Annotated in this window: 25 protein-coding genes, 1 tRNA gene and 1 pseudogene; 14 read left to right on the top strand and 13 right to left on the bottom strand. The window is 69.7% G+C overall.

From position 1 onward, the window contains the following. The first annotated feature begins 82 nt into the window (after positions 1 to 82). Positions 83 to 1,528, top strand: coding sequence for an MFS transporter (locus IF29_RS0114815; protein ID WP_157623749.1), 1,446 nt, complete (start codon positions 83 to 85; stop codon positions 1,526 to 1,528). 16 nt (positions 1,529 to 1,544) lie between these two features. Here IF29_RS0114815 and IF29_RS0114810 read toward each other — a convergent pair whose 3' ends face one another. Further along, on the bottom strand, positions 1,545 to 2,390 hold the full coding sequence (locus IF29_RS0114810) for a maleylpyruvate isomerase family mycothiol-dependent enzyme (RefSeq protein ID WP_030254238.1): 846 nt from the start codon (positions 2,388 to 2,390) through the stop codon (positions 1,545 to 1,547). Positions 2,391 to 2,623: 233 nt separating this feature from the next. On the opposite strand from IF29_RS0114810, the gene IF29_RS0114805 reads away from it, so the two are divergent. Beyond that, positions 2,624 to 3,424, top strand: coding sequence for a carbon-nitrogen family hydrolase (locus IF29_RS0114805; RefSeq protein ID WP_030254236.1), 801 nt, complete (start codon positions 2,624 to 2,626; stop codon positions 3,422 to 3,424). Positions 3,425 to 3,529: 105 nt separating this feature from the next. On the opposite strand, the gene dhaL is transcribed toward IF29_RS0114805, so the two are convergent. Beyond that, on the bottom strand, positions 3,530 to 4,174 hold the full coding sequence (gene dhaL / locus IF29_RS0114800; RefSeq protein ID WP_030254234.1) for a dihydroxyacetone kinase subunit DhaL: 645 nt from the start codon (positions 4,172 to 4,174) through the stop codon (positions 3,530 to 3,532). Between the two features lie 4 nt (positions 4,175 to 4,178). Continuing rightward, positions 4,179 to 5,177, bottom strand: coding sequence for a dihydroxyacetone kinase subunit DhaK (gene dhaK, locus IF29_RS0114795; RefSeq protein WP_030254233.1), 999 nt, complete (start codon positions 5,175 to 5,177; stop codon positions 4,179 to 4,181). 40 nt (positions 5,178 to 5,217) lie between these two features. Here dhaK and dhaM point away from each other — a divergent pair, with 40 nt between their 5' ends. Then, positions 5,218 to 5,640, top strand: a complete 423-nt coding sequence (gene dhaM / locus IF29_RS0114790) for a dihydroxyacetone kinase phosphoryl donor subunit DhaM (RefSeq protein ID WP_051725330.1) — start codon at positions 5,218 to 5,220, stop codon at positions 5,638 to 5,640. Positions 5,641 to 5,652: 12 nt separating this feature from the next. Here the strand turns inward: dhaM and IF29_RS0114785 are convergent, their stop codons facing one another. Next, positions 5,653 to 6,582, bottom strand: coding sequence for a LysR family transcriptional regulator (locus IF29_RS0114785; RefSeq protein ID WP_030254229.1), 930 nt, complete (start codon positions 6,580 to 6,582; stop codon positions 5,653 to 5,655). A gap of 94 nt (positions 6,583 to 6,676) precedes the next feature. On the opposite strand from IF29_RS0114785, the gene IF29_RS0114780 reads away from it, so the two are divergent. Next, entirely contained in the window at positions 6,677 to 7,765 is a 1,089-nt protein-coding gene (locus tag IF29_RS0114780) for an SLAC1 family transporter (protein WP_030254227.1), read from the top strand. Between the two features lie 118 nt (positions 7,766 to 7,883). Here IF29_RS0114780 and IF29_RS0114775 read toward each other — a convergent pair whose 3' ends face one another. The 4 genes from IF29_RS0114775 to dnaK form a co-directional block, all read right to left on the bottom strand. Next, on the bottom strand, positions 7,884 to 8,414 hold the full coding sequence (locus IF29_RS0114775; RefSeq protein ID WP_084714337.1) for a heat shock protein transcriptional repressor HspR: 531 nt from the start codon (positions 8,412 to 8,414) through the stop codon (positions 7,884 to 7,886). Between the two features lie 4 nt (positions 8,415 to 8,418). Beyond that, positions 8,419 to 9,597, bottom strand: a complete 1,179-nt coding sequence (gene dnaJ / locus IF29_RS0114770) for a molecular chaperone DnaJ (protein ID WP_030254224.1) — start codon at positions 9,595 to 9,597, stop codon at positions 8,419 to 8,421. Between the two features lie 120 nt (positions 9,598 to 9,717). Further along, positions 9,718 to 10,344, bottom strand: a complete 627-nt coding sequence (gene grpE, locus IF29_RS0114765; protein WP_030254222.1) for a nucleotide exchange factor GrpE — start codon at positions 10,342 to 10,344, stop codon at positions 9,718 to 9,720. After that, the gene (gene dnaK / locus IF29_RS0114760; protein WP_030254221.1) at positions 10,341 to 12,194 is read right to left on the bottom strand and encodes a molecular chaperone DnaK; all 1,854 of its coding nucleotides are present in this window, start codon (positions 12,192 to 12,194) and stop codon (positions 10,341 to 10,343) included. Before dnaK ends, grpE begins: the two co-directional genes overlap by 4 nt. A gap of 305 nt (positions 12,195 to 12,499) precedes the next feature. On the opposite strand from dnaK, the gene IF29_RS0114755 reads away from it, so the two are divergent. From IF29_RS0114755 to IF29_RS0114745, 3 genes are all read left to right on the top strand, one after another. After that, positions 12,500 to 14,740 carry a (Fe-S)-binding protein gene (locus tag IF29_RS0114755; RefSeq protein ID WP_030254219.1) on the top strand — a complete coding sequence of 747 codons (2,241 nt, stop codon included), beginning with the start codon at positions 12,500 to 12,502 and terminating at the stop codon, positions 14,738 to 14,740. A gap of 201 nt (positions 14,741 to 14,941) precedes the next feature. Next, positions 14,942 to 15,763, top strand: a complete 822-nt coding sequence (locus tag IF29_RS41965) for a Yip1 family protein (protein ID WP_051725329.1) — start codon at positions 14,942 to 14,944, stop codon at positions 15,761 to 15,763. A gap of 109 nt (positions 15,764 to 15,872) precedes the next feature. Beyond that, positions 15,873 to 16,733: an alanyl-tRNA editing protein gene (locus tag IF29_RS0114745; RefSeq protein WP_030254215.1), complete on the top strand. Its 861-nt coding sequence runs from the start codon at positions 15,873 to 15,875 to the stop codon at positions 16,731 to 16,733. Between the two features lie 24 nt (positions 16,734 to 16,757). On the opposite strand, the gene dcd is transcribed toward IF29_RS0114745, so the two are convergent. Together dcd and IF29_RS41960 are read right to left on the bottom strand one after the other, a co-directional pair. Then, entirely contained in the window at positions 16,758 to 17,333 is a 576-nt protein-coding gene (dcd, locus tag IF29_RS0114740) for a dCTP deaminase (RefSeq protein ID WP_030254213.1), read from the bottom strand. A gap of 80 nt (positions 17,334 to 17,413) precedes the next feature. Next, positions 17,414 to 17,632, bottom strand: coding sequence for a hypothetical protein (locus tag IF29_RS41960; protein ID WP_037595346.1), 219 nt, complete (start codon positions 17,630 to 17,632; stop codon positions 17,414 to 17,416). Between the two features lie 424 nt (positions 17,633 to 18,056). Between IF29_RS41960 and IF29_RS0114730 the strand changes: the two genes are divergently transcribed. Beyond that, positions 18,057 to 18,130 (top strand) — tRNA-Gly (locus IF29_RS0114730). 60 nt (positions 18,131 to 18,190) lie between these two features. On the opposite strand, the gene IF29_RS0114725 is transcribed toward IF29_RS0114730, so the two are convergent. Next, positions 18,191 to 18,979, bottom strand: a complete 789-nt coding sequence (locus IF29_RS0114725; protein ID WP_030254211.1) for a GntR family transcriptional regulator — start codon at positions 18,977 to 18,979, stop codon at positions 18,191 to 18,193. A gap of 114 nt (positions 18,980 to 19,093) precedes the next feature. Between IF29_RS0114725 and IF29_RS0114720 the strand changes: the two genes are divergently transcribed. The 6 genes and pseudogenes from IF29_RS0114720 to IF29_RS0114695 all read left to right on the top strand — a co-directional run bounded on the left by IF29_RS0114720 (position 19,094) and on the right by IF29_RS0114695 (position 23,344). Further along, positions 19,094 to 19,501 carry an NUDIX hydrolase gene (locus IF29_RS0114720; protein ID WP_030254210.1) on the top strand — a complete coding sequence of 136 codons (408 nt, stop codon included), beginning with the start codon at positions 19,094 to 19,096 and terminating at the stop codon, positions 19,499 to 19,501. A gap of 46 nt (positions 19,502 to 19,547) precedes the next feature. Then, on the top strand, positions 19,548 to 19,982 hold the full coding sequence (locus IF29_RS0114715; protein WP_030254208.1) for an ATP-binding protein: 435 nt from the start codon (positions 19,548 to 19,550) through the stop codon (positions 19,980 to 19,982). A 455-nt stretch (positions 19,983 to 20,437) separates the two neighbouring features. Further along, positions 20,438 to 20,641: a hypothetical protein gene (locus IF29_RS43550; RefSeq protein WP_051725328.1), complete on the top strand. Its 204-nt coding sequence runs from the start codon at positions 20,438 to 20,440 to the stop codon at positions 20,639 to 20,641. A 101-nt stretch (positions 20,642 to 20,742) separates the two neighbouring features. Continuing rightward, entirely contained in the window at positions 20,743 to 21,165 is a 423-nt protein-coding gene (locus tag IF29_RS0114705; RefSeq protein WP_157623748.1) for a hypothetical protein, read from the top strand. Positions 21,166 to 21,276: 111 nt separating this feature from the next. After that, on the top strand, positions 21,277 to 21,540 hold the full coding sequence (locus IF29_RS0114700) for a hypothetical protein (RefSeq protein ID WP_030254202.1): 264 nt from the start codon (positions 21,277 to 21,279) through the stop codon (positions 21,538 to 21,540). A gap of 563 nt (positions 21,541 to 22,103) precedes the next feature. Next, positions 22,104 to 23,344, top strand: a pseudogene (locus IF29_RS0114695) (IS110 family RNA-guided transposase). Between the two features lie 23 nt (positions 23,345 to 23,367). Here the strand turns inward: IF29_RS0114695 and IF29_RS0114685 are convergent. Both IF29_RS0114685 and IF29_RS0114680 read right to left on the bottom strand, forming a co-directional pair. Next, the gene (locus IF29_RS0114685; RefSeq protein ID WP_232242149.1) at positions 23,368 to 23,751 is read right to left on the bottom strand and encodes a DUF6193 family natural product biosynthesis protein; all 384 of its coding nucleotides are present in this window, start codon (positions 23,749 to 23,751) and stop codon (positions 23,368 to 23,370) included. 331 nt (positions 23,752 to 24,082) lie between these two features. Next, the gene (locus IF29_RS0114680) at positions 24,083 to 24,595 is read right to left on the bottom strand and encodes an SMI1/KNR4 family protein (protein ID WP_157623747.1); all 513 of its coding nucleotides are present in this window, start codon (positions 24,593 to 24,595) and stop codon (positions 24,083 to 24,085) included. Between the last annotated feature and the right edge of the window lie 1,671 nt (positions 24,596 to 26,266).

The following is a 26,266-nucleotide window of genomic DNA, read 5'->3' as shown; positions in this document are numbered from 1 at the left end:
GCTCGGGGAGAATTCATCCCACCATAGGATGCCAGCACTAACAGGGCTCAGTCTCGGGCGGTCGCCCCCGGAAAGTTGGAGCATGTCTGCCGACCCAGCCGTCGCCGCCAACGAGCCCGCCACAGCAACCGCCACCGCTTCCGCGTCCGTCCAGGCGCTCCGGACCACCGTCCCGGTCCCCGGCGCCTGGGCGGCCTGGGGCATCGGCGTCGCCGTCTACGTCCTCGCCGTGGTGCACCGCACCAGCCTGGGCGTGGCCGGGCTGGACGCGGCGGCCCGCTTCGGCATCGGTGCCTCCGCACTGTCGACCTTCTCCATCCTCCAGGTGCTGGTCTACGCCGGGATGCAGATACCCGTCGGCCTGCTGGTGGACCGGCTGGGGCCGCGCCGGGTCCTGAGCACCGGACTGCTGCTGCTCACCGCCGGGCAGCTGGGCTTCGCCTTCTCCACCGCCTTCACCCCGGCGCTGGTGTCCCGGGCGGTCCTCGGCTGCGGGGACGCGATGACCTTCGTCAGCGTGCTGCGACTCGGCTCGCGCTGGTTCCCGCCCCGCCGCAACCCCTTCATCGCCCAGCTCACCGGGCTGGTCGGGACCCTGGGCAACCTGGTCAGCACGCTGCTGCTGTCCCAGGTCCTGCACAGCGCGGGCTGGACGCCGACCTTCGCCACCACCGCGCTGCTGGGCCTCGCCGTCCTCGCGCTGGTGCTGCTCTTCCTCCGGGACACCCCCGAGAGCGCACGCCGGGCCCCGTTGTTCCGGTCACCGGTGGTGGCCGCACCGGACGGGCTGACCGAGGCGGCCCCGGCCGTCGCGGCGGTCCGGCTGCCGCTGCGCGAGCAGATCGCGGCGGCCTGGCGCGAGCCCGGGACCCGGCTCGGCCTGTGGGTCCACTTCACCACCGCCTTCCCCGCCTCGGCCTTCCTGCTGCTCTGGGGAATGCCGTTCCTGATGTCGGGTCAGGGGCTGTCCAGGGCGATGGCGGGATCGCTGCTCAGCCTGGTCATCGTCAGCGGTATCGGCTTCGCGCTGCTGTTCGGCCAGCTGGTGTCGCGGCGGCCCGGGGTGCGCACCCCGCTGGTGTTCACGGTCGTGCTCGGCACCGGCGCGCTCTGGGGCGTGGTGCTCGGCTGGCCCGGCGACCACATCCCGATGGGGCTGCTGGTGCTGCTCACCGTGGTGATGGGCAGCAACGGCCCGGCCTCCCTGGTCGGCCTCGACTACGCGCGCCCGGTGAACCCGCCGGAACGGATCGGGACGGCCTCCGGGATCGTCAACATGGGCGGCTTCATCGCCGCCGTGCTGGCGCTGTTCGGCATCGGCCTGGTGCTGGACCTGCTCACCCCCGGCGGCGGCGACGGCTACACCCCGCACGCCTTCCGGATGGCCTTCTGCATGCTCTACCTGCCGATGGTGCTGGGCCTGACCCAGATCCTGCGGCTGCGCCCGCAGGCGGCCCGCCGCGAGGCCGAGCTCAGGGCGGAGCGGTTCGAGGCGGAGCGGATCGGGGCGGAGCGGCTCAGGGCCTGAGCCGCCGCAGGCGGGTTCAGGGGGTGACCGCGAAGTTGTCCAGGATCCGCCGCCCGAGCGCCTCGTCCCCCTCGACCTTGACGTTGGCCGACTCCCACGCCACCCGACCATTGCCCAGCCGTCCGCAGGCCAGCCGGGCGAAGGTCTCCCAGTCGGTGGTCAGCTGCACCGCAGGGGCCAGCGGCACGGTGGTGTCCACGCTGCCGAGCCCGTTCTCGTCCACCCGCACCGTCCGCATGAACTCCAGCGGGCCGTGCACGTCGAAGACCACGGCGGTGCCGGCCGGGGCGCCGGCCAGCTTGGCGACGGCCTTCGGCAGCATCTCGATCAGGTTGTCCCGGCTCACCACGGCGGCCGGGGAGTCCAGGTTGCCGGGCTTGCGCAGGGCGCGGCGCAGATCCTGCTCATGGGTCCAGACGTCGAAGGCCCGGTTGCGGAGCAGGTGGTAGTAGGGGATCTCCCGGCTGTAGGGGCCCATCGGCCAGCGGACCTCGTCGGTGGGCTGGTAGCGGGTGTTGTCGCGGAGCGCACGCGAGCGCCGGATGATCGTGTACTCCAGCTCCGCCGTCATCTCCGGAGCGGTGTGGCAGCGCCGCTTGTCGACCGGGACCTCGCAGTAGCGGGTGAACTCGTCGACGACGTGCCGCAGGTCGCGCGGCAGGGTGTGGATCGGACGCGGGTCGCCCAGCAGCTCCGTCTCCATGGCGATGACGTGCGAGACCACGTCCCGCACCGACCAGCCAGGGCATTCTGTCGGACGGTTCCACTCACCCTCGGTGAGGGGCGCCACCAGCTCGGAGACGGCCTCGATGGACTGGGTCCAGGCATCGGCGTAGGCCTGGACTATCTGCGTGTCGGTCACGTCTCTTCTCCGGTTCGCCGAGGGCGGCGGTGTGGATTGGTGTGCGGCGTTGACGATCTGACGCGGCCCGCTCCCCGTGCTCCGGTCGCTGAGCGGTGGTGCCGTGCAGTGACCAGGGCCGATCGGACCGACGAAAGCGCTAGTGGCACGTTACGCTCACCAGTGTTACCGGGTCAGCGCTTTCACATGTTGATCGCACCGATCGTAGTCCGCTCACCTGGGAGGGTGACAACGTGCGCGCCTCGCTCATCCAGCTCGACATCGATCCCGCGGAGTCCCCCGAGGACCGGCGGACCCGTACCGCGGCCCTGGTCCGCGGGCTGCACGACTCCGATCTGGTCCTGCTCCCGGAGCTGTGGCCGCTCGGCGGCTTCGCCTATGACGCCTGGTCAGCGGGGGCGGAGACGCTGGACGGGCCGACCGCCGAGGCCATGTCGGCGGCCGCGGCGGACGCCGGGGTGTGGCTGCACGCCGGTTCGATCGTGGAACGCGACCCCGACGGGCCCATCTTCAACACCTCGCTGCTGTTCTCGCCCAGCGGAGAACTGGTGCACACCTACCGCAAGATCCACCGCTTCGGCTTCGACAGCGGGGAGGCCGTCGCCATGGGCGCCGGCACCGAGATCGTCACCGCGGCCACCCCCTTCGGCACGCTCGGCCTCGCCACCTGCTACGACCTCCGCTTCCCGGAACTCTTCCGGGCCCTGCTGGACGCCGGCACCGAGATCCTCACCATCCCCGCCGCCTGGCCCGCCCGCAGGGTCGAGCACTGGACCCTGCTGGCCCGCGCCCGCGCGGTCGAGGAGCAGGCCTACGTCCTCGCCTGCAACAACACCGGCACCCACGGGGGTGTACCGCAGGGCGGCCACAGCCTGGTGGTCGACCCCTGGGGCAAGGTCCTCGCCGAGGCTGGCGAGGCCGAGGAGATCCTCACCGTCGACCTGGACCCCGGCCTCGTCGCCAAGTCCCGCGCGGACTTCCCGGTCCTGCGGGACCGCCTGATGGGGATCCCGGCACCGGTCGAACGGGGCTGACCAAAGCGGGCCGCGCCCCTAGGGCTCTGCAACTGGCTCAGTTGCACATGCTTTTAGGGGCGCGGGGAACTGCGCGAACACCAACCAGGCACCTCCCGCACCTTGTCAGCCGACCGCATCCGCCAACGCACGGAACAACAACACCGTCGACGCCGCCCCCGGATCCAGATGCCCCACACTCCGGGGCCCGAGATACGACGCCCTCCCCTTCCGCGCCTCCATCGGCACGGTCTCCTCCGCCCCGCCCTCCGCCGCCCCCGCGGCGAACTGCGCCGCCGCATCCAGCGACCCGCCTCCCGCGACGGCGAACTCGAACCCCGCCACGGCAGGGATCCACGCGTCCAGCATGGTCTTGTCACCACCCCGCGCCCCGCCGAGCGCAGCGATCGCATCGCGCCCGGCGCCCAGCGCAGCGCCCACCTGCTTGCCGTCCGCGCCCCCCGCATCACCCAGCGCCTTGCCCACGGCCCGCAACGCACTGCCGTACAGCGGACCTGACGCCCCGCCCACGCTGGACACCAGCGTCCTCCCGGCCAGCAGCAGCACCGCCCCCGGCAGCGACAGCTCCCCCGCGGCCGCCAGCGCAGCGCTCACCGCGGTGAAGCCCCGCACCATGCTCACCCCGTGGTCGCCGTCGCCGATGGCCGCGTCCAGCTCGGTCAGCCGGTCGCGCTCGTCGAGCACCGCCGCCGCCGTCCGCGCCATCCAGTCCCGCGCGGCGTCCGCGTCCAGGAGTTCCAGCCCGACCATCGCCTCACACCCCCCAGCGCAGTGCGGGGGTGTTCACCGGGGCGTCCCAGAGCGTCAGCAGCTCCTCGTCGGCCCGGCACAGGGTGATCGACACCCCGGCCATGTCCAGGCTGGTGACGTAGTTGCCGACCAGGCTCCGGGCGATCCGCACGCCCCTTGCGGCCAGCACCGAGGCCACCTCGCCGAAGACGATGTACAGCTCCAGCAGCGGTGTCCCGCCCAGGCCGTTGACCAGCGCGATCACCTCCTCGCCGGGGTCCAGCGGCTGGTCGTCGAGGATCGCGGCCATCGCGTCGGCGACGATCTGCCGGGCCGGACGGATCTTCTCCCGGCTGCGGCCGGGTTCGCCGTGGATGCCGACGCCGACCTCGATCTCGTCCTCCGGCAGGTCGAAGCCGGGACGGCCGGCGGCCGGGGTGGTGCAGGAGGTGAGCGCCACCGCGAAGGACCGCGAGGCGGCGTTGACGCGCCGTCCGGTCGCCGCGACCTCGGCCAGGCTGCCGCCGAACTCCGCGGCGGCGCCGGCCATCTTCTCCACCAGCAGGGTGGCCCCGGTGCCGCGCCGACCCGCCGTCCAGGTGGAGTCCTGGACCGCGACGTCGTCGTCCACCAGCACCGTCTGCACCGAGATGCCCTCCTCCTCGGCGAACTCGGCCGCCATCCGGAAGTTGAGCACGTCGCCGGTGTAGTTCTTCACGACGAACACGACTCCGGCGCCGCCGTCCACGGCCTTCGCCGCGGCGAGCATCTGGTCCGGCACCGGGGAGGTGAAGACCTCGCCGGGGCAGGCGGCGTCGAGCATCCCGGTGCCCACGAACCCCCCGTGCAGCGGTTCGTGTCCCGACCCGCCGCCGGACACCAGGGCGACCTTGCCGATCCTGGTCTGCGCCGCCCGGGTGATCACCCGGGCCTTGGTGTCCACGCTCAGCCCGGGATGCGCGGCGGCGATCCCGGCCAGCGCATCGGTCACGACCTCGTCCGGCGAGTTGATCAGCTTCTTCACGGCGGCTCCTCAACAGCGGCAGGGCCTAGCATCAGCGCACATGAGCGCAATTGATGGTGGTTCAGGTGGTTCAATCACGCCGGTCGGCATCGTACTCGTGTCGCACAGCCCTGAGCTGGCATCCGGTCTGCGTGATCTGCTGGCGCAGCTCTGTGCCGGCCTGGTTCCGGTCGCCGTGGCGGGCGGCACCGACGACGGCCGCCTGGGTACCAGCTATGCGCTGATCGCCGGGGCCGTCGCCGAGGCGGACCGGGGCGCCGGCGTGCTGGTCCTGCCCGACCTGGGCAGTTCGGTGCTGACGGCGCGTATGGTCCTGGAGGACCTGGAGCGGCAGGACGTGGTGCTGGCGGACGCCCCGTTCGTGGAGGGCGCGGTGGCCGCCGCGGTGCTGGCCTCGACCGGTGCGGCCCTGGCGGAGGTGCTGGCCACGGCGCTGGACGCCCGGCTGATGCCCAAGTTCTGAGCCGACGGACCGTCACTTCCCCCGGGTCAGCGACAGCAGTTCCCGGGCCGGTCCCGCCGGGCGTGTCCCGGTGGGCCAGACGGCCCGGAGCGGGCGGCTCAGGTCCAGGCCGGTCAGCGGGACCGGGACCAGGCGGCCCCGGGCCACCTCGTCCGCCACCGCCAGCTCGCTGAGGACGGCCGGTCCCGCGCCGCTCACCGCCGCGGCCTTCAGCGCCGTGGTGGAGGCCAGCACCAGCAGCGGTGCGGCGGTCCCCCCGTACGGCGCGAGGGCCCGGTCCAGCACCTCCCTGGTGCCGGACCCCTCCTCGCGCAGGACCAGCGGCGTCGCCGCCAGCTCCGCCCCGTCGACCGGTCGGCGCCGGCGCGCCCAGGGATGGCTCGGGCCGACCACCAGGTGCAGCCGGTCGGCGGCGATCCTGACCTCGTCCAGCCCGGCCGGGGTGCGCAGCCCCTCCACGAATCCCAGGTCCGCCTCCCCCGCCAGGACCTGCGCGGCGACATCGGCGGAGTTGGCGGCGCGCAGCGTCACCGCGGTGTCCGGGAGGGCGGTGTGCAGGGCCATCAGCCAACCGGGCATCAGGTACTCGGCCACGGTCATGCTGGCGGAGACCCGCAGCCGGGTGTCGCGGCGCTCGCGCAGCGCGCCGATGCCGGCGTCCAGCGCCTGCGCGGCGGCCAGCACCGGGGCGGCCCACTCGGCGACCAGCGAGCCGGCCTCGGTGGGGCGCGAACCGCGGGGCGAGCGCTCCAGCAGCGCCACCCCGATCTGCCGCTCCATCCCGGCGATCCGCGCGGACGCCGCCGGCTGGGTGACCCCCAGCTCGGCCGCGGCCCGACCCAGGCTGCCCAGGCGGATGACGGCGAGCAGCAGCTCCAGCGCGCCCAGGTCGGGGACGCGGTGCGAGAGGTGCGTGTGGGGCAGGGGAGGGGAGCCGCTCATGGGTCCAGGGTAGGCCCCGCTCATAGAGGGCGCTTATGGGCTCATAGCGACGGAGCCGCTACCGCACGGCCGCCCGCGGCGCGACGGTGGAACCATGTCCACCACCGCCACAGCCCACGCCTTCCCCACCCCCGCCTCCGGGACCCTGCTCACCCTGCCGGGACGCTTCGGGCCGAACTGGTACGCGGCGGTGATGGGCACGGCGATCGTCGCCAACGGCGCCCATGCACTGCCCGGGACGGCCCGCAGCGGCGCGCTCGCCGACGCGGCCGCCGGGGTGTGGCTGCTGTCGCTGCTGCTGCTCGTCGCGCTCGCGGCGGTCCGCCTCGCCGCGCGCCGGCTGCCGCGGCGGATCCGGGCCCTGGACGACCCGGCCACCGCGGTGTTCCTGGGCTGCCCGCCGATGGCGATGCTGGCCGTCGGCGCCGGAGCACTGGGCGCGGGCGCGCCGCTGCTCGGGCCCGGTACCGCGGTCGCGCTGGACGCGGTGCTGTGGACCGGCGGAACGCTGTACGGACTCGGGGTCGCGGCCCGGGTGATGTACCTGCTGCTGGACCGCTACCGGGTGGAGCGGGCGGCGGCCGCGCCGACCTGGCTGCTGCCGGTGGTCGCCCCGATGGTCTCGGCCGCGCTCGGCCCGGCGCTGATCCCGCATCTGCCCGCGGGCCAGGCCAGGGACACCCTGCTGGCCGTCTGCGTCGCCCTCTTCGGTGCCAGCCTGCTGGCGGTGCTGACACTGCTGCCCGGGATCTGGAGCCGTCTGGTCCACGACGGACCGCTGCCGATCGCCCTGGTGCCGACCCTGTTCCTGGTCCTCGGCCCGCTGGGCCAGTCGGTCACGGCCGTCACCCAGTTCGCCGTGGCCGACCCCGCGATGCGCGGGTTCGCGCTGGTCTACGGCACGGCGGTGATCGGCTTCGCGCTGCTCTGGCTCACCGTCGCCGGAGCGGTCACCCTGCGGGCGCTGCGGTCCGGCATGCCCTTCGCCATGACCTGGTGGGCCTACACCTTCCCGGTCGGCACCTGCGTCACCGGCACGGCCGGCCTCTGGCACCTCACCGGTCTCGACCTCTTCGCCGCACTCTCGCTGGCCCTGTACGCCCTACTCCTCACGGCCTGGACCGTGGTGGCCTTCCGCACGGTACGGGGCCTCACCGCGGGGGCACTGCTGCCGGCCGTCTGACCCACCGTAGATGGCTGTTCGCGCAGTTCCCCGCGCCCCTAGCAAGTGCAACTGGGCCAGTTGCAGCACCTAAGGGGCGCGGGGAACTGCGCGAACAGCAACCACCTACCGCGTGCACCTACCGCTTAGGCCGCCAGACGACGAGCGCACTGCTCTGCTGCACCTGCTGATAAGGCACCAGATCCCGCCGATACGAAGCATGCACAGCCGCCTCGCGCTGCGAAGCCGCCACGCCGGCCGAGGCGACCTCGCCCTGGAGCTCGGCGACCCGCGCCTGCAGCGCGGCCACCTGGTTCTCCAGCTCGATGATCCGCTTGATCCCGGCCAGGTTGATGCCCTCCTCCTGGGACAGCCGCTGCACCTCGCGCAGCTGCTCGATGTCCCGTGCGGAGTACCGCCGGCCGCGCCCGGCCGTACGGTCGGGGCTGACCAGGCCGAGCCGGTCGTACTGCCGCAGCGTCTGCGGATGCAGCCCGCTGAGCTGCGCGGCGACGGAGATGACGTACACCGGCGTGAGTTCGGTCAGCTGGTAGGCGACGCCGCCGCCCCGCGGGGCCCCGCGCCCCCGGCCGGAGCCCGGCAGGCCGCCGCCCAGCCCCACACCGATCGACTGGGACTGCCCGGCCGAGCCGGTTCTCTTGCCGTCCATCACCTCAGGCCTCCTCTGCCGCCTTGAACAGTGCTGCTCTCGGGTCGTCCTCGGCCGTGGCCTCGCGGTACTTCTCCAGGGCCGACAGGGCCTCGCCCTCGGTCTCCGGCGGAACCGCGACCTCCACGGTCACCAGCAGGTCGCCGCGGGTGCCGTCCTTGCGGACCGCGCCCTTGCCGCGGGCCCGCATCGTACGGCCGTTGCCCGTACCCGCGGGGATCTTGAGGCTGACCGCAGGACCGCCCAGGGTCGGTACCCGGATGGTCCCGCCCAGCGCCGCCTCGGGGAAGCTCACCGGGACGGTGACGGTCAGGTTGTCGCCCTTGCGGCCGAACACCGGGTGGTCCTGGACGTGCACGGTGACGTACAGGTCGCCCGGCTGGCCGCCGCGCTCGCCCTGGGCGCCCTTGGCCTTGAGCCGGATCCGCTGGTTGTCGGCGACGCCGGCCGGGATCCGCACCTGCATGGTGCGGGCCGAGGTGGCGCGGCCGCTGCCGTGGCAGACCTCGCAGGGATCGTCGACGATCAGCCCGCGGCCCTTGCAGTCCCGGCACGGGTCGGACAGTGCGAAGCTGCCCTGGCCGCGCTGGACGTGGCCGGTGCCGACGCAGGTCGGGCAGACCCGGGGGGTGGTGCCGGCCTTGGCGCCGGTCCCCGCGCAGGTCTTGCAGGCGGCCTGACTGGTCATCCGGAGCGGGACCGTGGTCCCCTCGACGGCCTCCATGAAGCTCAGCGTGACCTCGGACTCCACGTCCGCGCCGCGCCGCGGCTGGGCCGTACGGGTGCCGCCGCGGTTGAAGATGCCGCCGAAGACGTCACCCAGCCCGCCGCCGCCCCCGGAGCCGCCGAAGGTGCCGGACTGGCCGCCCTGGCCACCGTTGAAGAGGTCGCCGAAGTCGAAGCCGAAGCCGCCGGTCCCGCCGCCGCCGGTACGGAAGCCGCCGTTCGCGAACAGCGCCCGGGCCTCGTCGTACTCCTTGCGCCGCTTGGGGTCCGACAGCACGTCGTTGGCCTCGGAGATCTCCTTGAAGCGCTCCTCGGCAGTGCGGTCGCCCTTGTTGGCGTCGGGGTGGAACTCCCGTGCCAGCTTGCGGTAGGCCTTCTTGATCTCCGCGAGGGTGGCGTCCTTGGGCACGCCGAGGACCTTGTAGTAGTCCTTCTCCACGAAGTCCTTGCTGCTCAACGGAATCGCCTCCTTCCCTCACAGATTGCACTCATGGAAAATCCGCTGTCGGGGATGGTGCCGTGGGACCGCACCCCGGAGCATGAAGCTCCGGCATACGGTCCCACGGGCGCCACCGGTTCAGTCCTCGTCGCCACCGTCGCCCTTGGCGCCGGCCGACTCGGCCTCCGTGCTGCCGCCCTCGGCCTCGCCCGAGCCGCCCGGCTCGGGCTCCGCCACGGCGACGCGCGCCGGCCGGATGATCCGTTCACCGATCTTGTACCCGGGCTGCAGGATCTGCACGCACGTGGTCTCGGTGACGTCGGACGAGTAACTGTGCATCAGGGCCTCGTGCAGCTGCGGGTCGAAGGGCTCGCCCTGCTTCCCGAACTGCTGCAGCCCGAGCTTGGAGACCACGGTCTCCAGCGACTCGCCCACGGACTTGAAGCCGCCCGTCAACTCCTCGTGCTCGCGCGCCCGGCCGATGTCGTCCAGCACCGGGAGCAGGTTCTCCAGGAGCGCGGCGACGGCGATCTCACGCACCGTCACCCGGTCCCGCTCGACCCGCTTGCGGTAGTTCTGGTACTCGGCCTGGAGCCGCTGCAGGTCCGCGGTGCGCTCGGCGAGCGCCTTGCGTGCCTCGGCCAGCTCCTCAGCGCCCGACGCTGCGGCCTCGGGGGCTCCGTCGTTCCCGGAGCCCTCCTCGGCCTTGGCGGCGGAGTCGGCGCCGGGCTCCTTCTCGTCGCCCTGCGTCTTCTCCTCGGTCACTGCGCACCGCCCTCGCGCTTCTCGTCGTCGACGATCTCGGCGTCCACGACGTCGTCGTCACCGGCGGCGGCGTCCTGCGGGGCGTCGGTCGGACCGCCGGCGGCGGCCGCACCCTCGCCGGCCTGGGCGTAGAGGGCCTGGCCGAGCTTCTGCGAGGTGGCCGAGAGCTTCTCGGTGGCCTCGCGGATCACGGCGCTGTCCTCGCCCTTGAGGGCTTCCTTCAGCTCGGCGACCGCGGCCGCGACCTCGTCCTTGACCTCGCCGGGGACCTTGTCCTCGTTGTCCTTGACGAACTTCTCGGTCGTGTAGACGAGCTGCTCGGCGGTGTTGCGGGTCTCGGCGGCCTCGCGGCGCTTGTGGTCGTCCTCGGCGAACTCCTCGGCCTCGCGCATCATCCGCGCGATGTCCTCCTTGGGGAGGGCCGAGCCGCCGGTGACGGCCATGCGCTGCTCCTTGCCGGTACCGAGGTCCTTGGCGGAGACGTGCATGATGCCGTTGGCGTCGATGTCGAAGGTGACCTCGATCTGCGGCAGGCCGCGGGGGGCCGGCGGCAGGCCGGTCAGCTCGAACATGCCGAGCTTCTTGTTGTACGCCGCGATCTCGCGCTCGCCCTGGTAGACCTGGATCTGCACGGACGGCTGGTTGTCCTCGGCCGTGGTGAAGATCTCGGAGCGCTTGGTCGGGATCGTGGTGTTGCGCTCGATCAGCTTGGTCATGATGCCGCCCTTGGTCTCGATGCCGAGGGACAGCGGGGTGACGTCGAGCAGCAGGACGTCCTTGACCTCGCCCTTGAGCACGCCGGCCTGGAGGGTAGCGCCGATGGCGACGACCTCGTCCGGGTTGACGCCCTTGTTGGGCTCCTTGCCGCCGGTCAGGTCGCGGACCAGCTCGGCGACGGCGGGCATCCGGGTGGAACCGCCGACCAGGACCACGTGGTCGATCTCGGACAGCTGGATGCCGGCGTCCTTGATGACGTTGTGGAACGGGGTCTTGCAGCGGTCCAGCAGGTCCGAGGTCAGCTGCTGGAACTGGGAGCGCGAGAGCTTCTCGTCCAGGTGCAGCGGGCCCTCGGCGGAGGCGGTGATGTAGGGCAGGTTGATCGTGGTCTCGGTCGAGGACGAGAGCTCGATCTTGGCCTTCTCGGCAGCCTCACGCAGACGCTGCAGGGCCATCTTGTCCTTGGACAGGTCGACGCCGTGGCCGTTCTGGAACTGCTTGACCAGGTGGTCCATCACCCGCTGGTCCCAGTCGTCACCACCGAGGTGGTTGTCGCCGTTGGTGGCCTTGACCTCGACGACGCCGTCGCCGATCTCCAGCAGCGACACGTCGAAGGTGCCACCACCGAGGTCAAACACCAGGATCGTCTGGTCGTCCTTGTCCAGGCCGTAGGCCAGGGCGGCGGCGGTCGGCTCGTTGACGATGCGCAGGACGTTCAGGCCCGCGATCTCACCGGCCTCCTTGGTCGCCTGCCGCTCCGAGTCGTTGAAGTAGGCCGGGACGGTGATGACCGCGTCCGCGACCTTCTCGCCCAGGTACGCCTCGGCGTCGCGCTTGAGCTTCTGCAGGATGAAGGCGGACATCTGCTGCGGCGTGAAGTCCTTGCCGTCGATGTTCACCTTCCAGTCGGTGCCCATGTGACGCTTCACGGACCTGATGGTCCGGTCGACGTTGGTCACCGCCTGGCGCTTGGCCACCTCGCCTACGAGGACCTCGCCGTTCTTGGCGAAGGCGACGACGGACGGTGTGGTCCGGGCGCCCTCGGCGTTGGTGATGACGGTGGGCTCACCGCCTTCGAGGACGCTGACGACAGAGTTCGTCGTTCCGAGGTCGATTCCGACCGCACGAGCCATCGTGGAACCCTCCAGAGGGGAAGTTGAGCTTGACGGACTCAAGCATGCCTTGCGGATCTCGCTTCGTCAACAGAGCTGAGTGGAGCGGACTCAACTTTATATAGCCCATACACCGAATGGCCTCATGTGACCGGCGGCATATGAACGGGGACTCGCCGTGCGGGGTAGGGTCCCGCTGACCGTGCCCGCCGGTCCCCGCCGGTTCCCGGCTAAGTTACCGACCGGTACACTCAGTGGAACTGTCATGGCCGCCAGGCCGACCCACCGGCCCACGCAGCCTCACGCCAGCCCTAGGAGACGGAGCGATGCAGCTCGCCGCGATCGTGATCTCACTGGTCACGACACTGGTCGGTACCGCGCTGGCCGCGCGAGCCGCCCTTTACATCTACACCTTCGTCAGGCTCGGCGCAGATGTGCCGGCCGGGATGCGCACCGGCAACCCGGCGCAGCGCGTGAAGACGGTGGCCAAGGAGTTCCTCGGCCACACCCGGATGACCACCTGGGGCGTGGTCGGGGTGGCCCACTGGTTCGTGGCCACCGGCTTCTTCTGCCTGGTGCTGACCCTGGTGACCGCGTTCGGCCAGCTGTTCAAGGCCGACTTCGCGCTGCCGGTCATCGGCAACTGGTGGCCGTACGAGCTGTTCGAGGAGGTCGTCGGGCTGTTCACCACGCTCGGCATCCTCACCCTGATCGTGATCCGGCTGCTGTCGCTGCCCGGCCGGGCCGGCCGCAAGAGCCGCTTCGCCGGGTCGATCGCCTGGCAGGCGTTCTTCGTCGAGTACGTGATCCTCGGCATCGGCATCTGCATCCTGATGCTGCGCGGCCTGGAGGGCGCGCTCGGCGGCGTCGGCCACTACGAGGCGGCCTACGCGGTCAGCTACCCGATCGTGCTGGCGTTCAAGGGGCTCAGCGCCGGGACGCTGCAGAACCTGATCTACCTCTTCGCGATGCTGAAGATCACGATCTCCTTCACCTGGGCGATCACCATCGGCCTCAACCCCTCGATGGGCGTGGCCTGGCACCGCTTCCTGGCCTTCTTCAACATCTACTTCAAGCGCGAGGAGAGCGGCGAGGTCGCCCTCGGCGAGCTGCTGCCGATGACCTCCGGCGGCACCCCGATCGACTTCGAGGACCCGGCCGACGACGCCGTCTTCGGCGTCTCCCAGGTCGAGCAGTTCTCCTGGAAGGGCCTGTTGGACTTCTCCACCTGCACCGAGTGCGGCCGCTGCCAGTCGCAGTGCCCGGCCTGGAACACCGGCAAGCCGCTGTCGCCCAAGCTGCTGATCATGAACCTGCGGGAGCACGCCTACGCCAAGGCCCCGTACCTGCTCGCTGGCGGCGGCAAGGACGCCGAGGGCAACGAGACCGCCACGGCGGAGCAGCTGGCGAACGTCCCGGCGGCGGCGCTGGCCGAGGCCGAGCGCCCGCTGATCGGAACTGCGGAGGAGAACGGGGTCATCGACCCCGATGTGCTGTGGTCCTGCACCACCTGCGGCGCCTGCGTGGAGCAGTGCCCGGTGGACATCGAGCACATCGACCACATCGTCGACATGCGCCGCTACCAGGTGATGATCGAGAGCTCCTTCCCGACCGAGGCCGGGACCATGCTCAAGAACCTGGAGAACAAGGGCAACCCGTGGGGCATGGCCACCAAGGCCCGGCTGGACTGGGTGAAGGAGCTGAAGAAGGAGACCGGCATCGAGGTCCCGGTCATCGGCGAGGACATCGATCCGGCCGAGGTCGAGTACCTCTACTGGGTCGGCTGCGCCGGCGCCCTGGAGGACCGGGCCAAGAAGACCACCAAGGCCTTCGCCGAGCTGCTGCACACCGCGGGCGTGAAGTTCGCGATCCTCGGCAAGGAGGAGTCCTGCACCGGTGACTCGGCCCGCCGTCTGGGCAACGAGTTCCTGTTCCAGATGCTCGGCGCCCAGAACGTGGAGACGCTGAGCACGGTCCTCGAAGACGCGCCGGTCAAGCGCATCGTGGCCACCTGCCCGCACTGCTTCAACACCATCGCCAACGAGTACCCGCAGCTGGGCGGCCACTTCGAGGTCATCCACCACACCCAGCTGCTGCAGCACCTGATCGACGAGGGCAAGCTGGTCCCGGTCAACCCGGTCGAGGGTCTGATCACCTATCACGACCCCTGCTACCTGGGCCGGCACAACAAGGTCTACACCCCGCCGCGCGAGATCATCGCGGCCGTCCCCGGACTGCGCAACGAGGAGATGCACCGTCACAAGGAGCGCGGCTTCTGCTGCGGCGCCGGCGGCGCGCGGATGTGGATGGAGGAGCGGATCGGCAAGCGCATCAACACCGAACGGGTGGACGAGGCGCTGTCGCTCAACCCCGACATCATCTCCACCGCCTGCCCGTTCTGCCTGGTGATGCTGTCCGACAGCGCCAACGGCAAGAAGAGCGAGGGCCAGGCCAAGGAGAACCTGCGGGTGGTGGACGTGGCCCAGCTGCTGCTGGACTCGGTCAAGGCCGTCCCGGAGGCCCCCGCGGCCCCGGCGGACGACCAGGAGCCGGTGCCGTCCGCCTGACCCGTGGCCGGGTGCCGGGCGGTCCGTCTGCCGGGCCGCCCGGGCCTGCCGGGCCTGCCGGGCCGCGTGACCCGTACCCGGGTGCGCGTCTGTGCGCCGGTGCGTGTCACCCGGGTGTGACGGTGTCACAACTGCGCTGCAAGCGGCCGCTGTCGATCACTGCGATGGGGACAGCGGCCGTTGTGCGGGTACCGTCCATACGTGCGCAGCAACAGATTCAGCTTCGGCAGGGGCGGCGGCCGGCAGATGCCGGCGGCGCCGCCCCCCACTCCTGAGCCGGACCGCTACGACGACCAGCCGGGGCACACCAGGGCGTTCACCGTCCAGGTCCCGGACGGGGGGCCGGGGCAGCCGTCCTACTACGGTGCCGGCGACGCTGCCGGTGCCGGTGCCGGCATGGCCGACACGAACGGGTCCGGCGGCGGCACCACGCATGTCACCACCTACCGGGCCGGCACCGCTCACCCGCAGGTCAGCGCCGCGCGGCTGGCCTGGCGCCCGCTGCTGGCCGGAATCTTCCGGCATCCGCACCGCACCTTCGCGCAGATGCGCGGGCACCAGGTGTGGGCGGTGGCGCTGATCGTCTCGGCCGTCTACGGGGCGCTCGCGGTCTTCGGCTTCGGGGACACCCGGGACTCGGTGCTGAACTCGACCTTCTCGCTGGCGCTGACCTATGTGCTGTCCAGCGCGGTCGGCATGATCATCGCCGGACTGATGTTCGGCGGGGTCACCCATGTGCTCGGCCGCAGGCTGGGCGGGGACGGCGCCTGGGCGCCCACCATCGGCTTCGCCATGATCATCTCCTTTGCCACCGACGCGCCCAGGCTGCTGTTCTCGCTGTTCCTGCCGTCGGACAACGGGTTCGTCCAGCTGCTGGGCTGGTTGACCTGGCTGTACTGCGTCTGGCTGCTGACGGCGATGGTGCGGCAGCTGCACGACCTGCCGTGGGCGAAGGCGGCGGGGGCGGCGTCGATCCAGCTGATCCTGCTGCTGGTCGTGATCAAGCTGCCGACACTGAGCTGACCGGCGCCGGGATCAGGCAGGATGGGGCGGGTACGCCCCATCGACCTGTGCCTCATTAACCTCTGCGCTGTTGCCCCGCGCCTCGTTGCCCTGTCCCAGGAGAACCGCGATGTCCCACCCCGTCACCACGTCCACCCAGGTGAGCTTTCCGGCCGGGGCGGTCGAAGGCCGCTCGACCGTCCTCTCCGTCGAGCCGCTGCCGGCCGGCGGCTACGCCGTGGTCACCGCGGAGACCCCGTTCCACCCGCTGGATCACAGCTGGCCCGACCAGCCGGCCGACACCGGCACCCTCGGCGGGGTCGCCGTCCGCGACTGCGTGACCGGTGCGGTGGGCCCGGAGGGGACCCTGCTGCTGGGCACGGACATCCCGGTGCGGCGCGGCGAGGAGGGCTGGGCCTGGCTGGTCGTGCACATCACCGACGAGCCGGTGGCCGTCGGCGCCGAGGTCGAGTTGCGGGTCGACGCCGAGCGCCGGGCCGCGCTCAGCGCCGCGCACACCGGCTGCCACCTGCTGGCGCTGGCCCTCAACGAGGCCCTCGCCCCGCGCTGGCGCAAGGACCCGGGCCGCACCGACGCCCTGGGCCACCCGGACTTCGACAGCCTGGCGATGGACAGCTCGCGGATGGACGTGAACGCCAGCACCGACACCTACCGCATCGGCAAGTCACTGCGGAAGAAGGGCTTCACCGCGGACGACCTCGCCGCCGAGCTCCCGGCGCTCACCGAGGCCGTGAACGCCCGGCTGGCCGCCTGGGTCGCCGCCGACGCCCCGGTCCGCGTCGAGGCCCCGGGCCCTGAGCTCACCGCCCGCCGCCGCTGGGCCTGCGACCTGCCCGAGGGCAACGCCTCGATCTTCTGCGGCGGCACCCATCTGCACCACCTGGGAGAGCTGGCCGCGCTCAGCACCGAGCTGCGCCTGAACGAGGACGGCAGCGAACTGGTCGCCGTCACCACGCCGAAGCGCCGCTGAGGCCTGGCCCTGGGGGCTGCTCGCTCAGATCTTCGACTGGTGAAAGTTGAGGTACGAGCGTGACGGCGTCGGCCCGCGCTGCCCCTGGTAGCGCGAGCCGTACTTCTCCGAGCCGTACGGGTGCTCGGCGGGGGAGCTGAGCCGGAACAGGCACAGCTGCCCGATCTTCATCCCGGGGTAGAGCTTGATCGGCAGCGTGGCGACATTGGAGAGCTCCAGGGTCACATGCCCGCTGAAGCCGGGGTCGATGAAGCCCGCGGTCGAGTGCGTGAGCAGCCCCAGCCGTCCCAGCGAACTCTTGCCCTCCAGCCGCGAGGCGACGTCGTCGGGCAGCGTGATCACCTCGTAGGTCGAGGCCAGCACGAACTCACCCGGGTGCAGGATGAAGGCGTCGTCGCCGTCCGGCTCCACCAGCCTGGTGAGGTCCGGCTGTTCGACCGAGGGGTCGATGTGCGGGTACTTGTGGTTCTCGAACACCCGGAAGAACCGGTCGAGCCGTACGTCGATACTGGACGGCTGGATCATGGCCGGGTCGTACGGGTCGATGACCACGCGACCGGACTCGATCTCGTTCCGGATGTCCTTGTCTGAGAGCAGCACGCCACGAGGTTACGTGCACGGACGGGCCCCCGCCCAATCCGGCGGGGGCCCGCTTGACGTATCGCGCTCCCTCGGGGCGCTCAGGCCAGGAACTCGGCGGCCTCCCGCCGCAGCGCCTGCTGGATCTGCTCACCCGTGAGGGTGCCGAGATCGGCCGGTACGGAGCTGCGCAGTCTGGCGCAGAGGGGACACCGGATGAGCCGGCCTGGGCCGAGTCTCCCGGGCCCGAGATTCTGCAGCGGGAACGTGGCGGTGCTGAACAGGTGCCCCTCGGCACAACGGACGACTGTGCGCTCCATTGCTTCCTTTCCCCATCGGACGACGTGCCGTGCCCAACCGCGCGGGCGGTGGCCGACCAGGGCCAACTCGCTCTGCTGCGCTGGTGGTCCGGGGTGTTCGACCGACTGCGTCGCCCGGGGACGGCGTTGTCACATTAGGGGATGTTCCGGACATCCAAGCCCATGGCACGCCGACCGGAAACCACCTCGATACCCACCCCGGAACCCGCCCGCCACAGTACGCCGCAGCGCCCCTCCCCCACCACCCGCCGCACCCACGCCGCGTCCGCGAAAACATCACCCGTCCGAGGGCTTGCGGGAGACCCGGTGCGGACACCCGCACGAGACCGTCTCCGAGAGATTCCACCCCGCCCACACGGTCGGTGCGACCGACCGGGGCCATGGGGTAGAGTAAAGCTGTCGGCCCTACCTGACGGCCGATCACGCGGGTGTAGTTTAATGGTAGAACATGAGCTTCCCAAGCTCAGAGCGCGAGTTCGATTCTCGTCACCCGCTCCAGACAAGCCCCCTGGCCGACGGCCCGGGGGTTCTTTGTTGTCCGTGTTCGGCGCCTGGCTGTCAGGTGGCGGGCAGTTGGTAGGCCAGGACGTAGGCGTCTGAGGCCATGAGGGTGTCGCAGACCTCCACCGGGCGACCCTCGGTGTCGTAGGCCGTGCGGATCAGGTGGATCACGGGCACCCCGGCGGCCAGGCGCAGCGTCTTCGCCTCGTCGGGGGTGGGCATGCGGGCCCGGATCTCCTCGTCGAAGTGGTCCAGGCGGTGCCCGAGTTCTTCGAGGCGGGCGTAAATCCCCCCGGGGCCGGGGTTGGGCTCGGCAATGGGTGTGTTCCGCGCCAGGTCGAGCGGGAGGTAGGAGATGGCGAACTCGACCGGCCGCCCGTCCAGCAGGTATCGACGCCGGCGGGTCAGGACTTTCCGCACACCGCCCAGGCGTGTGGCGATGTCCGGTGAGGGCTTCTCCTCCCGCACCACCAGGCCATCGACCTCCGGACGGCTCCCCGCGGCTTCCGCTTCTGCGGTGAAGGCCGCCTTGCCCTGCTCACGGTGCCGGCGCGCGAAGCGGTCCGAGGCAAGTCGCCGGACCGGGGGACGCGGACGCACGAACACGCCCTTTCCGTGCTCGGCGACGACCAGCCCCTCTCCCTGGAGGATGGAGATCGCGCTGCGGACGGTCATCCGCGATGCGCCGTAGTGCCCGACCAACTCGGTCTCCGAGGGAAGCTTGTCGCCCTCGGCGAAGCGTCCCGTGTCGATTGCCTCGCGGAGCTGGTCGGCGATCTGCCGGAACACGGCGCGGTCGCTGGTTGGGTCCAGCGCACCGAGCAGGCCGGAGGAGAGCGGCGGCATGGGATCTCCTACAGATATCTAGACGAGTGGCTGAGCATAGTTGCTACGGTGGGGGAGCCCAGCAATTCGAGGGGACCAAGCAACGTGACGGCTGAAGCTGATCGCCCGCACTCCGTGAGTGTCGCCGGGGTCATCGTCGATGACCGGGGCCACGCGCTTCTGGTTCAGCGACGGGACAACGGTCACTGGGAGCCGCCGGGCGGTGTGTTGGAGCCGGGCGAGACCATCCCCGATGCCCTGCAGCGCGAGGTGCTCGAAGAGACCGGCATCAAGATCGCACTCCCGGCGACCCTCACCGGCGTGTACAAGAACATGACCCGCTTGATCATTGCCATGGTCTTCCGCTGCGAAGCGATCGACGGCGATCTGACCACCGGCGACGAGACCCGAGCCCTCCGCTGGGCCACCCGCGACGAGGTCACCGACCTTGTCGACGAGGCATACGCGATCCGTGTCCTGGATGCCCTGGACGCAGCATCGCCGCCCGCAGTCCGAGCACACGACGGCGTCAAACTCATCTAGCCCGAACCCACTACCCATGGTGGCCTACCAGCATAAAGGAACTTGTATGGACGAGTATATGAGTTGTCTGCGGGTCTGGGGGCTCAGTTGCCCAGGATTTCCAGAGGAAATCGGCCGGGCCCGCCGCTGGGTACGCGAAATCCTGGGCGAGCAGCCGTACGTCGACGAGGCTGTACTGATCGTCAGCGAGCTCGGCACCAACGCCCTCCGCCACACCGCCAGCGGGGAGCCCAGCGGCGCCTTCCACGTGGTTCTCGCCCTGTCGAAGCACGCACTCGCGATCTCGGTGACTGACGACGGGAAGTCCGACACCAGCCCGGAGATCAAGCACCCCGGTTCCGAGGCGACGCAGGGCCGAGGGCTGGACATGGTCTCCCTCCTGGCCACGCACTTCGACGTCCGCCCAAGTTCGCATGGCCAGACCGTCACAGCAGAGCTTGTTATGCCGCGATCCGCCCCGGGGAGTCTGCCGTGCTCCTGACGCTGGACCGACTCCACTGGTTACGCGAATCGCCCCTCAGCACCGGCTATTGGTGCGAAGCGCTCGCCTACTCGCTCCACGACAGTCGAAGCTTCTGGCTCGGCTCGACCAGCACGCCACCGAACCCAGCACGTCCTTGAACAGCCCGACGCCGCAGCCACCAGGCCGGCGCATGCATGGCTCCGCGACAGCGCCGAGCACGAGCGGGCGCTATTCGCCCTGGCCCGCGGCGAGATGTACACCCTCTCGATCTGCGAGGACACCACCCGCTACATCCTGTCGGCCCGCCCCACCAGGAGTACCCAGTGAACTCACCCGACGTACTGACCCTCCACCCTGGCTACTTGTGCGAGTGCTGGACACAAAGCCCAGCCACCGGAGGGCGCCCCGCCGTTGTCGCCGGGTTCCCGTTCAGAGCAGCCACCGCCAGTGAGGCCGTCCGCTGGATCCGGGGAGTGGTCAGGACGGTAGCCCTATCGCTTGACCCCGATGAAGTCGAAGGCGCATTGAGCTGGATCCGCTCGGGCTACATCGACGACATCGAAGCCTTGAACCGCAACCAGCCATGTGCTGTAGACATCAGCTATGCAGACACCCGCATCAGATGGACAGTGCGGCCCGTAGTCTTCCTGCCGATGGTGGACCTGGTGATCGCGTAGGTTCGCCAGGTTGGTGATCGAGCCCAGGCGCGGTGACTTCCGACCTCAGAGATCCGCCCCATGGGATCATCAGCTGGAGACACAGATGCCGAAGGATGACGATGAAGACACCGCGGATACGCCTCGGCAACGATGACGCGTGGGTGGAGCTGATTCAGACCGGCGGGGACAATCAGACCGGCGAGGAGAACTGGCGGGTCACTGCCGATTGGTGCTCCTGGATGACGGCCGACTTCCCCGCGTACCTCAGCGTCCAAGAGGCCACTGACTTCGCCGCCCGGATGCTGTCCCACCTACGTCAACCATCGGGCCAGCGCTTCTCGGCAGCCGTTACCTCCGGCCGTAACAACCCGCTGACGCTCACCGCCGAGCCCGTCGAGGATGGCTATGCCTTCTTCGTGCATCTGACGCCCCACGGCGACGACAACGTGTGTCACCTGCAGATGGAAATCAATCCGATCGACACCACTGAACTTCGCAACATGTTCGATGCGCTGCAGGCTTCATTGATGGTCACCTCATAGATCGGCAGTCCAGGCCGTGACCTTGAGGAAACATCAGCTGGAGCGGATGGCCGATCAGTGCGCGACCCAGAGCATCGATGGAGCAGACGGCAGCCGGGCATGCTTGACGGCGTGAGTGCCTACAGCAGTGACCAGAATCTGAACGTCACCGACGTCACTGGAAACGGTGTCGAGGTGGACGTCGCTACGAACCTACTGAATGGCACTGTCCGCCTGTCGGTGCTGTGGACCGATGAGATCCACCTGAGCCCGGACGATGCCGAGCATGTGGCTCAGGCCCTGTTCCGCGCCGCCGAGCGAGGACGCCGACTGGCCGAGGCCCGCACACGAAGAGCCGGGCCCCCGTCCAGGGCGCCAGCGAGCGGTATCGGCTGACGCCGACCTGTGGCATCAGCCGAAGTAGGACAAGCACGTTGAGGCTCGTGAGTAACAACATTCTCTACGGGTTCAAGGCACCCGGCGTCGCACGCTCCGCCGGGCGCGCGGCGCGGCGCGCTCGCGCCTGCGCTCCTAATGGGGCCGTAAGTCGTCTCGCTGGTGGACTTCGTAGGACTCGTCGGCGTGACGTTGCTGGGGATGGTCGCCGCCATGAGGTGATCCGTATTCGCTCCGGAGGCGTTGACCTCTCAAGACAGAGCCGGCCCCTCATGCGTGCGGGCTGTCCTCAGCGTCCTTGGGGGCGCGCGGCCCGGCCCCGCCGTTCCGCGCGCCCCATCCACAGCACAGCCGTTAGCGTCGTGGTCCAAGCCACCTGCAGGGGTCACCTCTCAACTGATCCGGGAACCGGGAGTTCCCGCAACTGACCGAGGGCCCTGCGGGTCGCTTGGATTGCGAACGGCTAATCGGATGACGGGCCCCTCAGTCCTTCCATTAGGGAGACGCGCATCCCACACGGCTGTGACCAGAACAGATATCAGCGCGACCAGGAGGAGGAATCGATGCCCCGAGTGTTCTGCGGGATCGACTGGGCCAGCGATCACCACGACGTGGCCCTGATCGACCAGGACGCAGTCCTCTTAGCCAAGCTCCGCATCGATGACACCGCAGCCGGACTGGCCCGCCTGCTGGAGCTGCTGGCCGAACACGGCGACAGCCCGGAGTCCCGGATGCCGGTGGCCATCGAGACCTCCCACGGCCTGCTGGTGGCCTGCCTGCGCGCGACCGGCAGACCTGTCCACGCGATCAACCCGCTGACCGCGGCCCGCTACCGGTCCCGCTACACCCTGGCGGGGAAGAAGTCCGACCACCTGGACGCCAAGGTCCTGGCCAACATCTTGCGCACCGACATCGCGGAGCACCGGCCGCTGCTCGCGGACAGCGAACTCGCCCAGGCCATCACGGTCCTGGCCCGCGCCCAACAGGACGCCGTCTGGGACCGCACCCAGGCCGGCAACAGGCTCCGCTCTCACCTGCCCCAGTACTACCCCGGCTTTCTGCCCGTCTTCGCCCACTTCCGCGAGGGCATCGCCTCACCCGTCGCCCACACTGTGCTGGCCGCCGCCCCCACCCCTGCCGAGGCCGCCCGCCTGACCCGGACGCAGCTGCGCTCCCAGCCTAAGAAGGCCGGCCGCCAGCGCGAGATCGAGCCCGAGGTCGAACGCCTCCACACGCTCCTGCGTGAACCCCAGATGCAGCAACCACCCCTGGTCGAACAGGCCATGGGCACCAAGACCCGCGCCTTGCTGCGACAGTTCGACGCCGCCTGCACCAGCGCCGACGAGCTGGAAGCCGCGACTGTCGCGTCCTTCGAGACCCATCCGGACGCCGAGATCATCACCAGCTTTCCTGGACTCGGATCACTCACCGGCGCCCGGGTCCTGGCCGAGCTGGGCGACGACCGCTCCCGCTTCGCCGACGCTCGCGCCGTCAAGGCCTACGCTGGCGCCGCCCCCATCACCCGGGCGCCTCGGGCAAGAGGACGACCGTGCTGGCCAGGCACATCAAGAATCAGCGCCTGGCTGCCGTCGGCTACCTCTGGGCCTTCGCCGCCCTGACCGCCTCCTCAGGCGCCCGAGCCCACTACGACCGCCGCCGAGCAGGCGAGGAGCGACACACCGCCGCCCAACGCAACCTGTTCAACCGCGTGCTCGGCTGCCTGCACCACTGCCTGACCCAGCGGATCCTCTACGACGAGCAGACCGCCTTCCCCAACCCGCGATCGACCCCTGTCGCAGTATGACCCCATCGGAGTGGCGCCAGAACTCACTGCGGGTTGCTCTGCTCCTTCTCCGCCAGTTCGTGCCGGTTGCCTAGGAAAGCGGGGCCGCAAACGGCCGGAAGGTGCTCAACCACAATCGCGGCCGCCGTCTCGGCGCTCTCGGCAGGACCGACGCTCTGCTCGCGTGAGGGTCCCGCCACGAGAAAGCCCCCGCCCTTCAGCGGGGCAATGTATGGAATGTCCCACGTCGGAGGATGTTCCGTGCACCGGCTGAAGTGCAGCTCCCACATGCCGACCCAGGGAAAGAGCTGCCGCAACCGAGGCTCCGCATAGGCCGCCTGCACCAGTGCGCTGTCCACCCGGTCACTGCGGAGCAACTTCTGCCACGCTGCCTCGGTGACATCCCCGCCCGCATCGTCCGTCGTCATGACCTGCAGTGTGCCAAGTCCCAAAGGCATCGTCACCGCTCTTGACTGATCAACCGCATCGGATGTCTGTCTTCGCCCCGCGCCGGCACGGCTCGCCACCCCGCGCGCCCGCAGGAAATAGGCCCAAGGGCATGCCAGAGAGACGCCCACCAGTGCCCAGGCAGCACGAGGGTCCACGTCCAGGACGATGCCTCCGGCGGGGGTGCTCCGGCTTCGGGATGGCCACGGTCCGACCGGCGGCCACCGTGGGTTCATGGCTGAGGTGGGGGGATGGCAGCAGGCGGGAGTATGGTTCCTGCGGAGTTCTTCGCGGCCCTCGGCTTGCCGACTGCTACGAGCCCGACTCAGGGAAACGGCTCGCTGGATTCTCGCTCCAGTGAGGCGGCTTCCAGGTGCCAGCCGTTGCCTGCACCAGCCACTCTGCCAGGGTCTGGTTTTGTAGCCAGGCCTCACCATCCTCGTTCCACCACATCGGTGCAGCCGGGTCGCGGAAGTCCACCATCGACCAACCGGTGCCGCCCCAGTCGTAGATCGGTACTACTCCGGCGGGTATGCGGCCCTCAGGGTCGGGACCGGCTTCGTACAGTTCCGCGAGGTCGATGAGGTCGCCTTGGTAGGTGCGTCCACCTCGTACACCGACGATGCCGTCATTGGGACCGAATCCGCCGTTGGCGAGTTCGGTGTGCAGGTGACGAAGCAAGGGCGGTAGCGGGTAGCCGATGATCGCCTCAGCATCTGCCATGGCTTGCTCCGTCGCAGGGGCGGGCAAATCCTTCCCCTGCGCGGCCTGACGCACCGCATCCACAACCTCGTCGTCCGTCACTGGCGTGTGGTCGTTTGCCAAGGTGGATCCTGTCCAGGATGTGCAACTCTGCCAAGGACTCTCGGGCCGTCACTGGGCCGTGCGAGGGTGGCCAAAGGTGCACAACGACGACAACCGCCGATCACTCCCCGGCAGGTCAGGGGATTGATCGGCGGTTCCATCCCAGGTCAGAGATCCGGGGTGTCACTTCCTCGGCATCTACTCCTCTGGCAGGTCTTCGATCACCATCAGAGAGCCGTCAGGCTCAAAGCGCAGTACACGAGAGCGGTCTTCGGATACTCGATTGGGCGGCTCGGGCCGAAGCACCTGGCATCGCTCTTGGAGGAGATCAAGGGCCTCATGAAGGGAACACCCCTGCGACTCACGAATCGTCCTGAGCGCGTGGATCATGTGACTGTCCAAGATGTCGCGATCTACACTTTCGGGCAGCTCTGTCATCGCTCCTCCGGATGGGTTCATTGCAGTAGAGCTAACCGACTCCGTCCCAGTCAACTGAGTTGAGGGGCCTGCCTTGTGCTCGCACCAGATGCGCACCAGAAGCGGCGGTGATCCACGGTGAGTTCCGGCCCTTCGTTGGCGGATGGCCGCAGTCCGTCTACCCCATCACAGCAGGTCAGGAGTCATATGGGCTCGTGACCTGCTGTGATTCCCAAGCTCAGGGTGTCATCGGTCGAGCATCCGCAGCACCCCGTACAGTCGACGGCCTGCAGGAGGCGATGACAACCACGGTCCACGCGACAGGCTCTGGCGCTTCCTCCGGCGGCCGAGCTTCCATCCATTCAAGGACCCGAGCTGCGCTCTCGTAGCTTTCGAACAGGCCGCCAGCGTCGAGACGCAGGCCCAATTCCTCCCACGCGCGCGCCTCGTAGCTGTGGCACATCCATGAATGCATCATTGAGACGCCATACTCGACCCCCACGACGTCGAAGCCCAACGGCTCGGAGTCCGCGGGCATGGACGCTCTCGCGGCCACCAGGTCGAAAGGCGTGGGGGAAGAAGTTCTCCCCGTTACTGAAGGGGGTCGACCCCAGGGGGCTCCGTGTTCCTCCAAGAAGACACGAGCGTCGTCGCCCACCAGACCTACAGCCAGCAGTCCCTCCGAGGATGGGCACTGCGCGTGGGCCCGATCAGCGTCAGTTCGGTTGATGTACCAATCCCAAAATTCGGGTCGCGGCAGATCCCTTACGAGGCACCTGCTGATCGCTAGGAACTCGGCCGGCACGAAGACAGGGTCCTGCCAGGGCGCGCGTTTGGTGCGCATGGCAGGCAGATATCCGCAGCGGACGATGTCATCGGCGCGTTCGAAGGCCATGAAGCCATCCAAGCCCAGGCACCTCGCTGACACCAGGCGTCGATCATCAGCGGACCGCCGTTTGGCCGTGCGGGGTAGCCAACATCGCTCAGTAACGACAGCCGTCGACAGGTGCCGGTTGGTAGCCCAGACTCCGTTCACGTCCGTCGATAGGATCGGGCCCTCCACTCTCTCTGGCGGCGGGTGCGTGAGAAACAGATCTTGGAGTCGGCGATCGCAGGGGGGGATGATGACGCGCGAACTGCAACTGGTGTGGGAGCTGAATGGCCACGGGTGGGCAACGGGTCACGTCTGCTGGCGTGGTGTATTGACGGCCAGTCGGTGATCTGGTTGTGAGGTTAGGCGGTGAGGGCGGTCGGGTCGGTGGTGTCGGTGGGTTG

Origin of the sequence: Streptacidiphilus jeojiense, from assembly GCF_000719095.1 — a bacterium.
GTDB lineage: Bacteria > Actinomycetota > Actinomycetes > Streptomycetales > Streptomycetaceae > Streptacidiphilus > Streptacidiphilus jeojiensis.
This window is presented reverse-complemented; position numbering and strand designations above follow the sequence as displayed.

Excerpts from the sequence above, each read along its gene's own strand:
- IF29_RS0114815 (WP_157623749.1), top strand. The coding sequence starts at position 83 with ATGTCTGCCGACCCAGCCGTCGCCGCCAACGAGCCCGCCACAGCAACC.
- dhaL (WP_030254234.1), bottom strand. The coding sequence starts at position 4,174 with ATGGTCGGGCTGGAACTCCTGGACGCGGACGCCGCGCGGGACTGGATG.
- dhaM (WP_051725330.1), top strand. The coding sequence starts at position 5,218 with ATGAGCGCAATTGATGGTGGTTCAGGTGGTTCAATCACGCCGGTCGGC.
- IF29_RS0114785 (WP_030254229.1), bottom strand. The coding sequence starts at position 6,582 with ATGAGCGGCTCCCCTCCCCTGCCCCACACGCACCTCTCGCACCGCGTC.
- IF29_RS0114780 (WP_030254227.1), top strand. The coding sequence starts at position 6,677 with ATGTCCACCACCGCCACAGCCCACGCCTTCCCCACCCCCGCCTCCGGG.
- IF29_RS0114775 (WP_084714337.1), bottom strand. The coding sequence starts at position 8,414 with ATGGACGGCAAGAGAACCGGCTCGGCCGGGCAGTCCCAGTCGATCGGT.
- dnaK (WP_030254221.1), bottom strand. The coding sequence starts at position 12,194 with ATGGCTCGTGCGGTCGGAATCGACCTCGGAACGACGAACTCTGTCGTC.
- IF29_RS0114755 (WP_030254219.1), top strand. The coding sequence starts at position 12,500 with ATGCAGCTCGCCGCGATCGTGATCTCACTGGTCACGACACTGGTCGGT.
- IF29_RS0114745 (WP_030254215.1), top strand. The coding sequence starts at position 15,873 with ATGTCCCACCCCGTCACCACGTCCACCCAGGTGAGCTTTCCGGCCGGG.
- IF29_RS41960 (WP_037595346.1), bottom strand. The coding sequence starts at position 17,632 with ATGGAGCGCACAGTCGTCCGTTGTGCCGAGGGGCACCTGTTCAGCACC.
- IF29_RS0114725 (WP_030254211.1), bottom strand. The coding sequence starts at position 18,979 with ATGCCGCCGCTCTCCTCCGGCCTGCTCGGTGCGCTGGACCCAACCAGC.
- IF29_RS0114715 (WP_030254208.1), top strand. The coding sequence starts at position 19,548 with ATGGACGAGTATATGAGTTGTCTGCGGGTCTGGGGGCTCAGTTGCCCA.
- IF29_RS0114705 (WP_157623748.1), top strand. The coding sequence starts at position 20,743 with ATGAAGACACCGCGGATACGCCTCGGCAACGATGACGCGTGGGTGGAG.
- IF29_RS0114685 (WP_232242149.1), bottom strand. The coding sequence starts at position 23,751 with ATGACGACGGACGATGCGGGCGGGGATGTCACCGAGGCAGCGTGGCAG.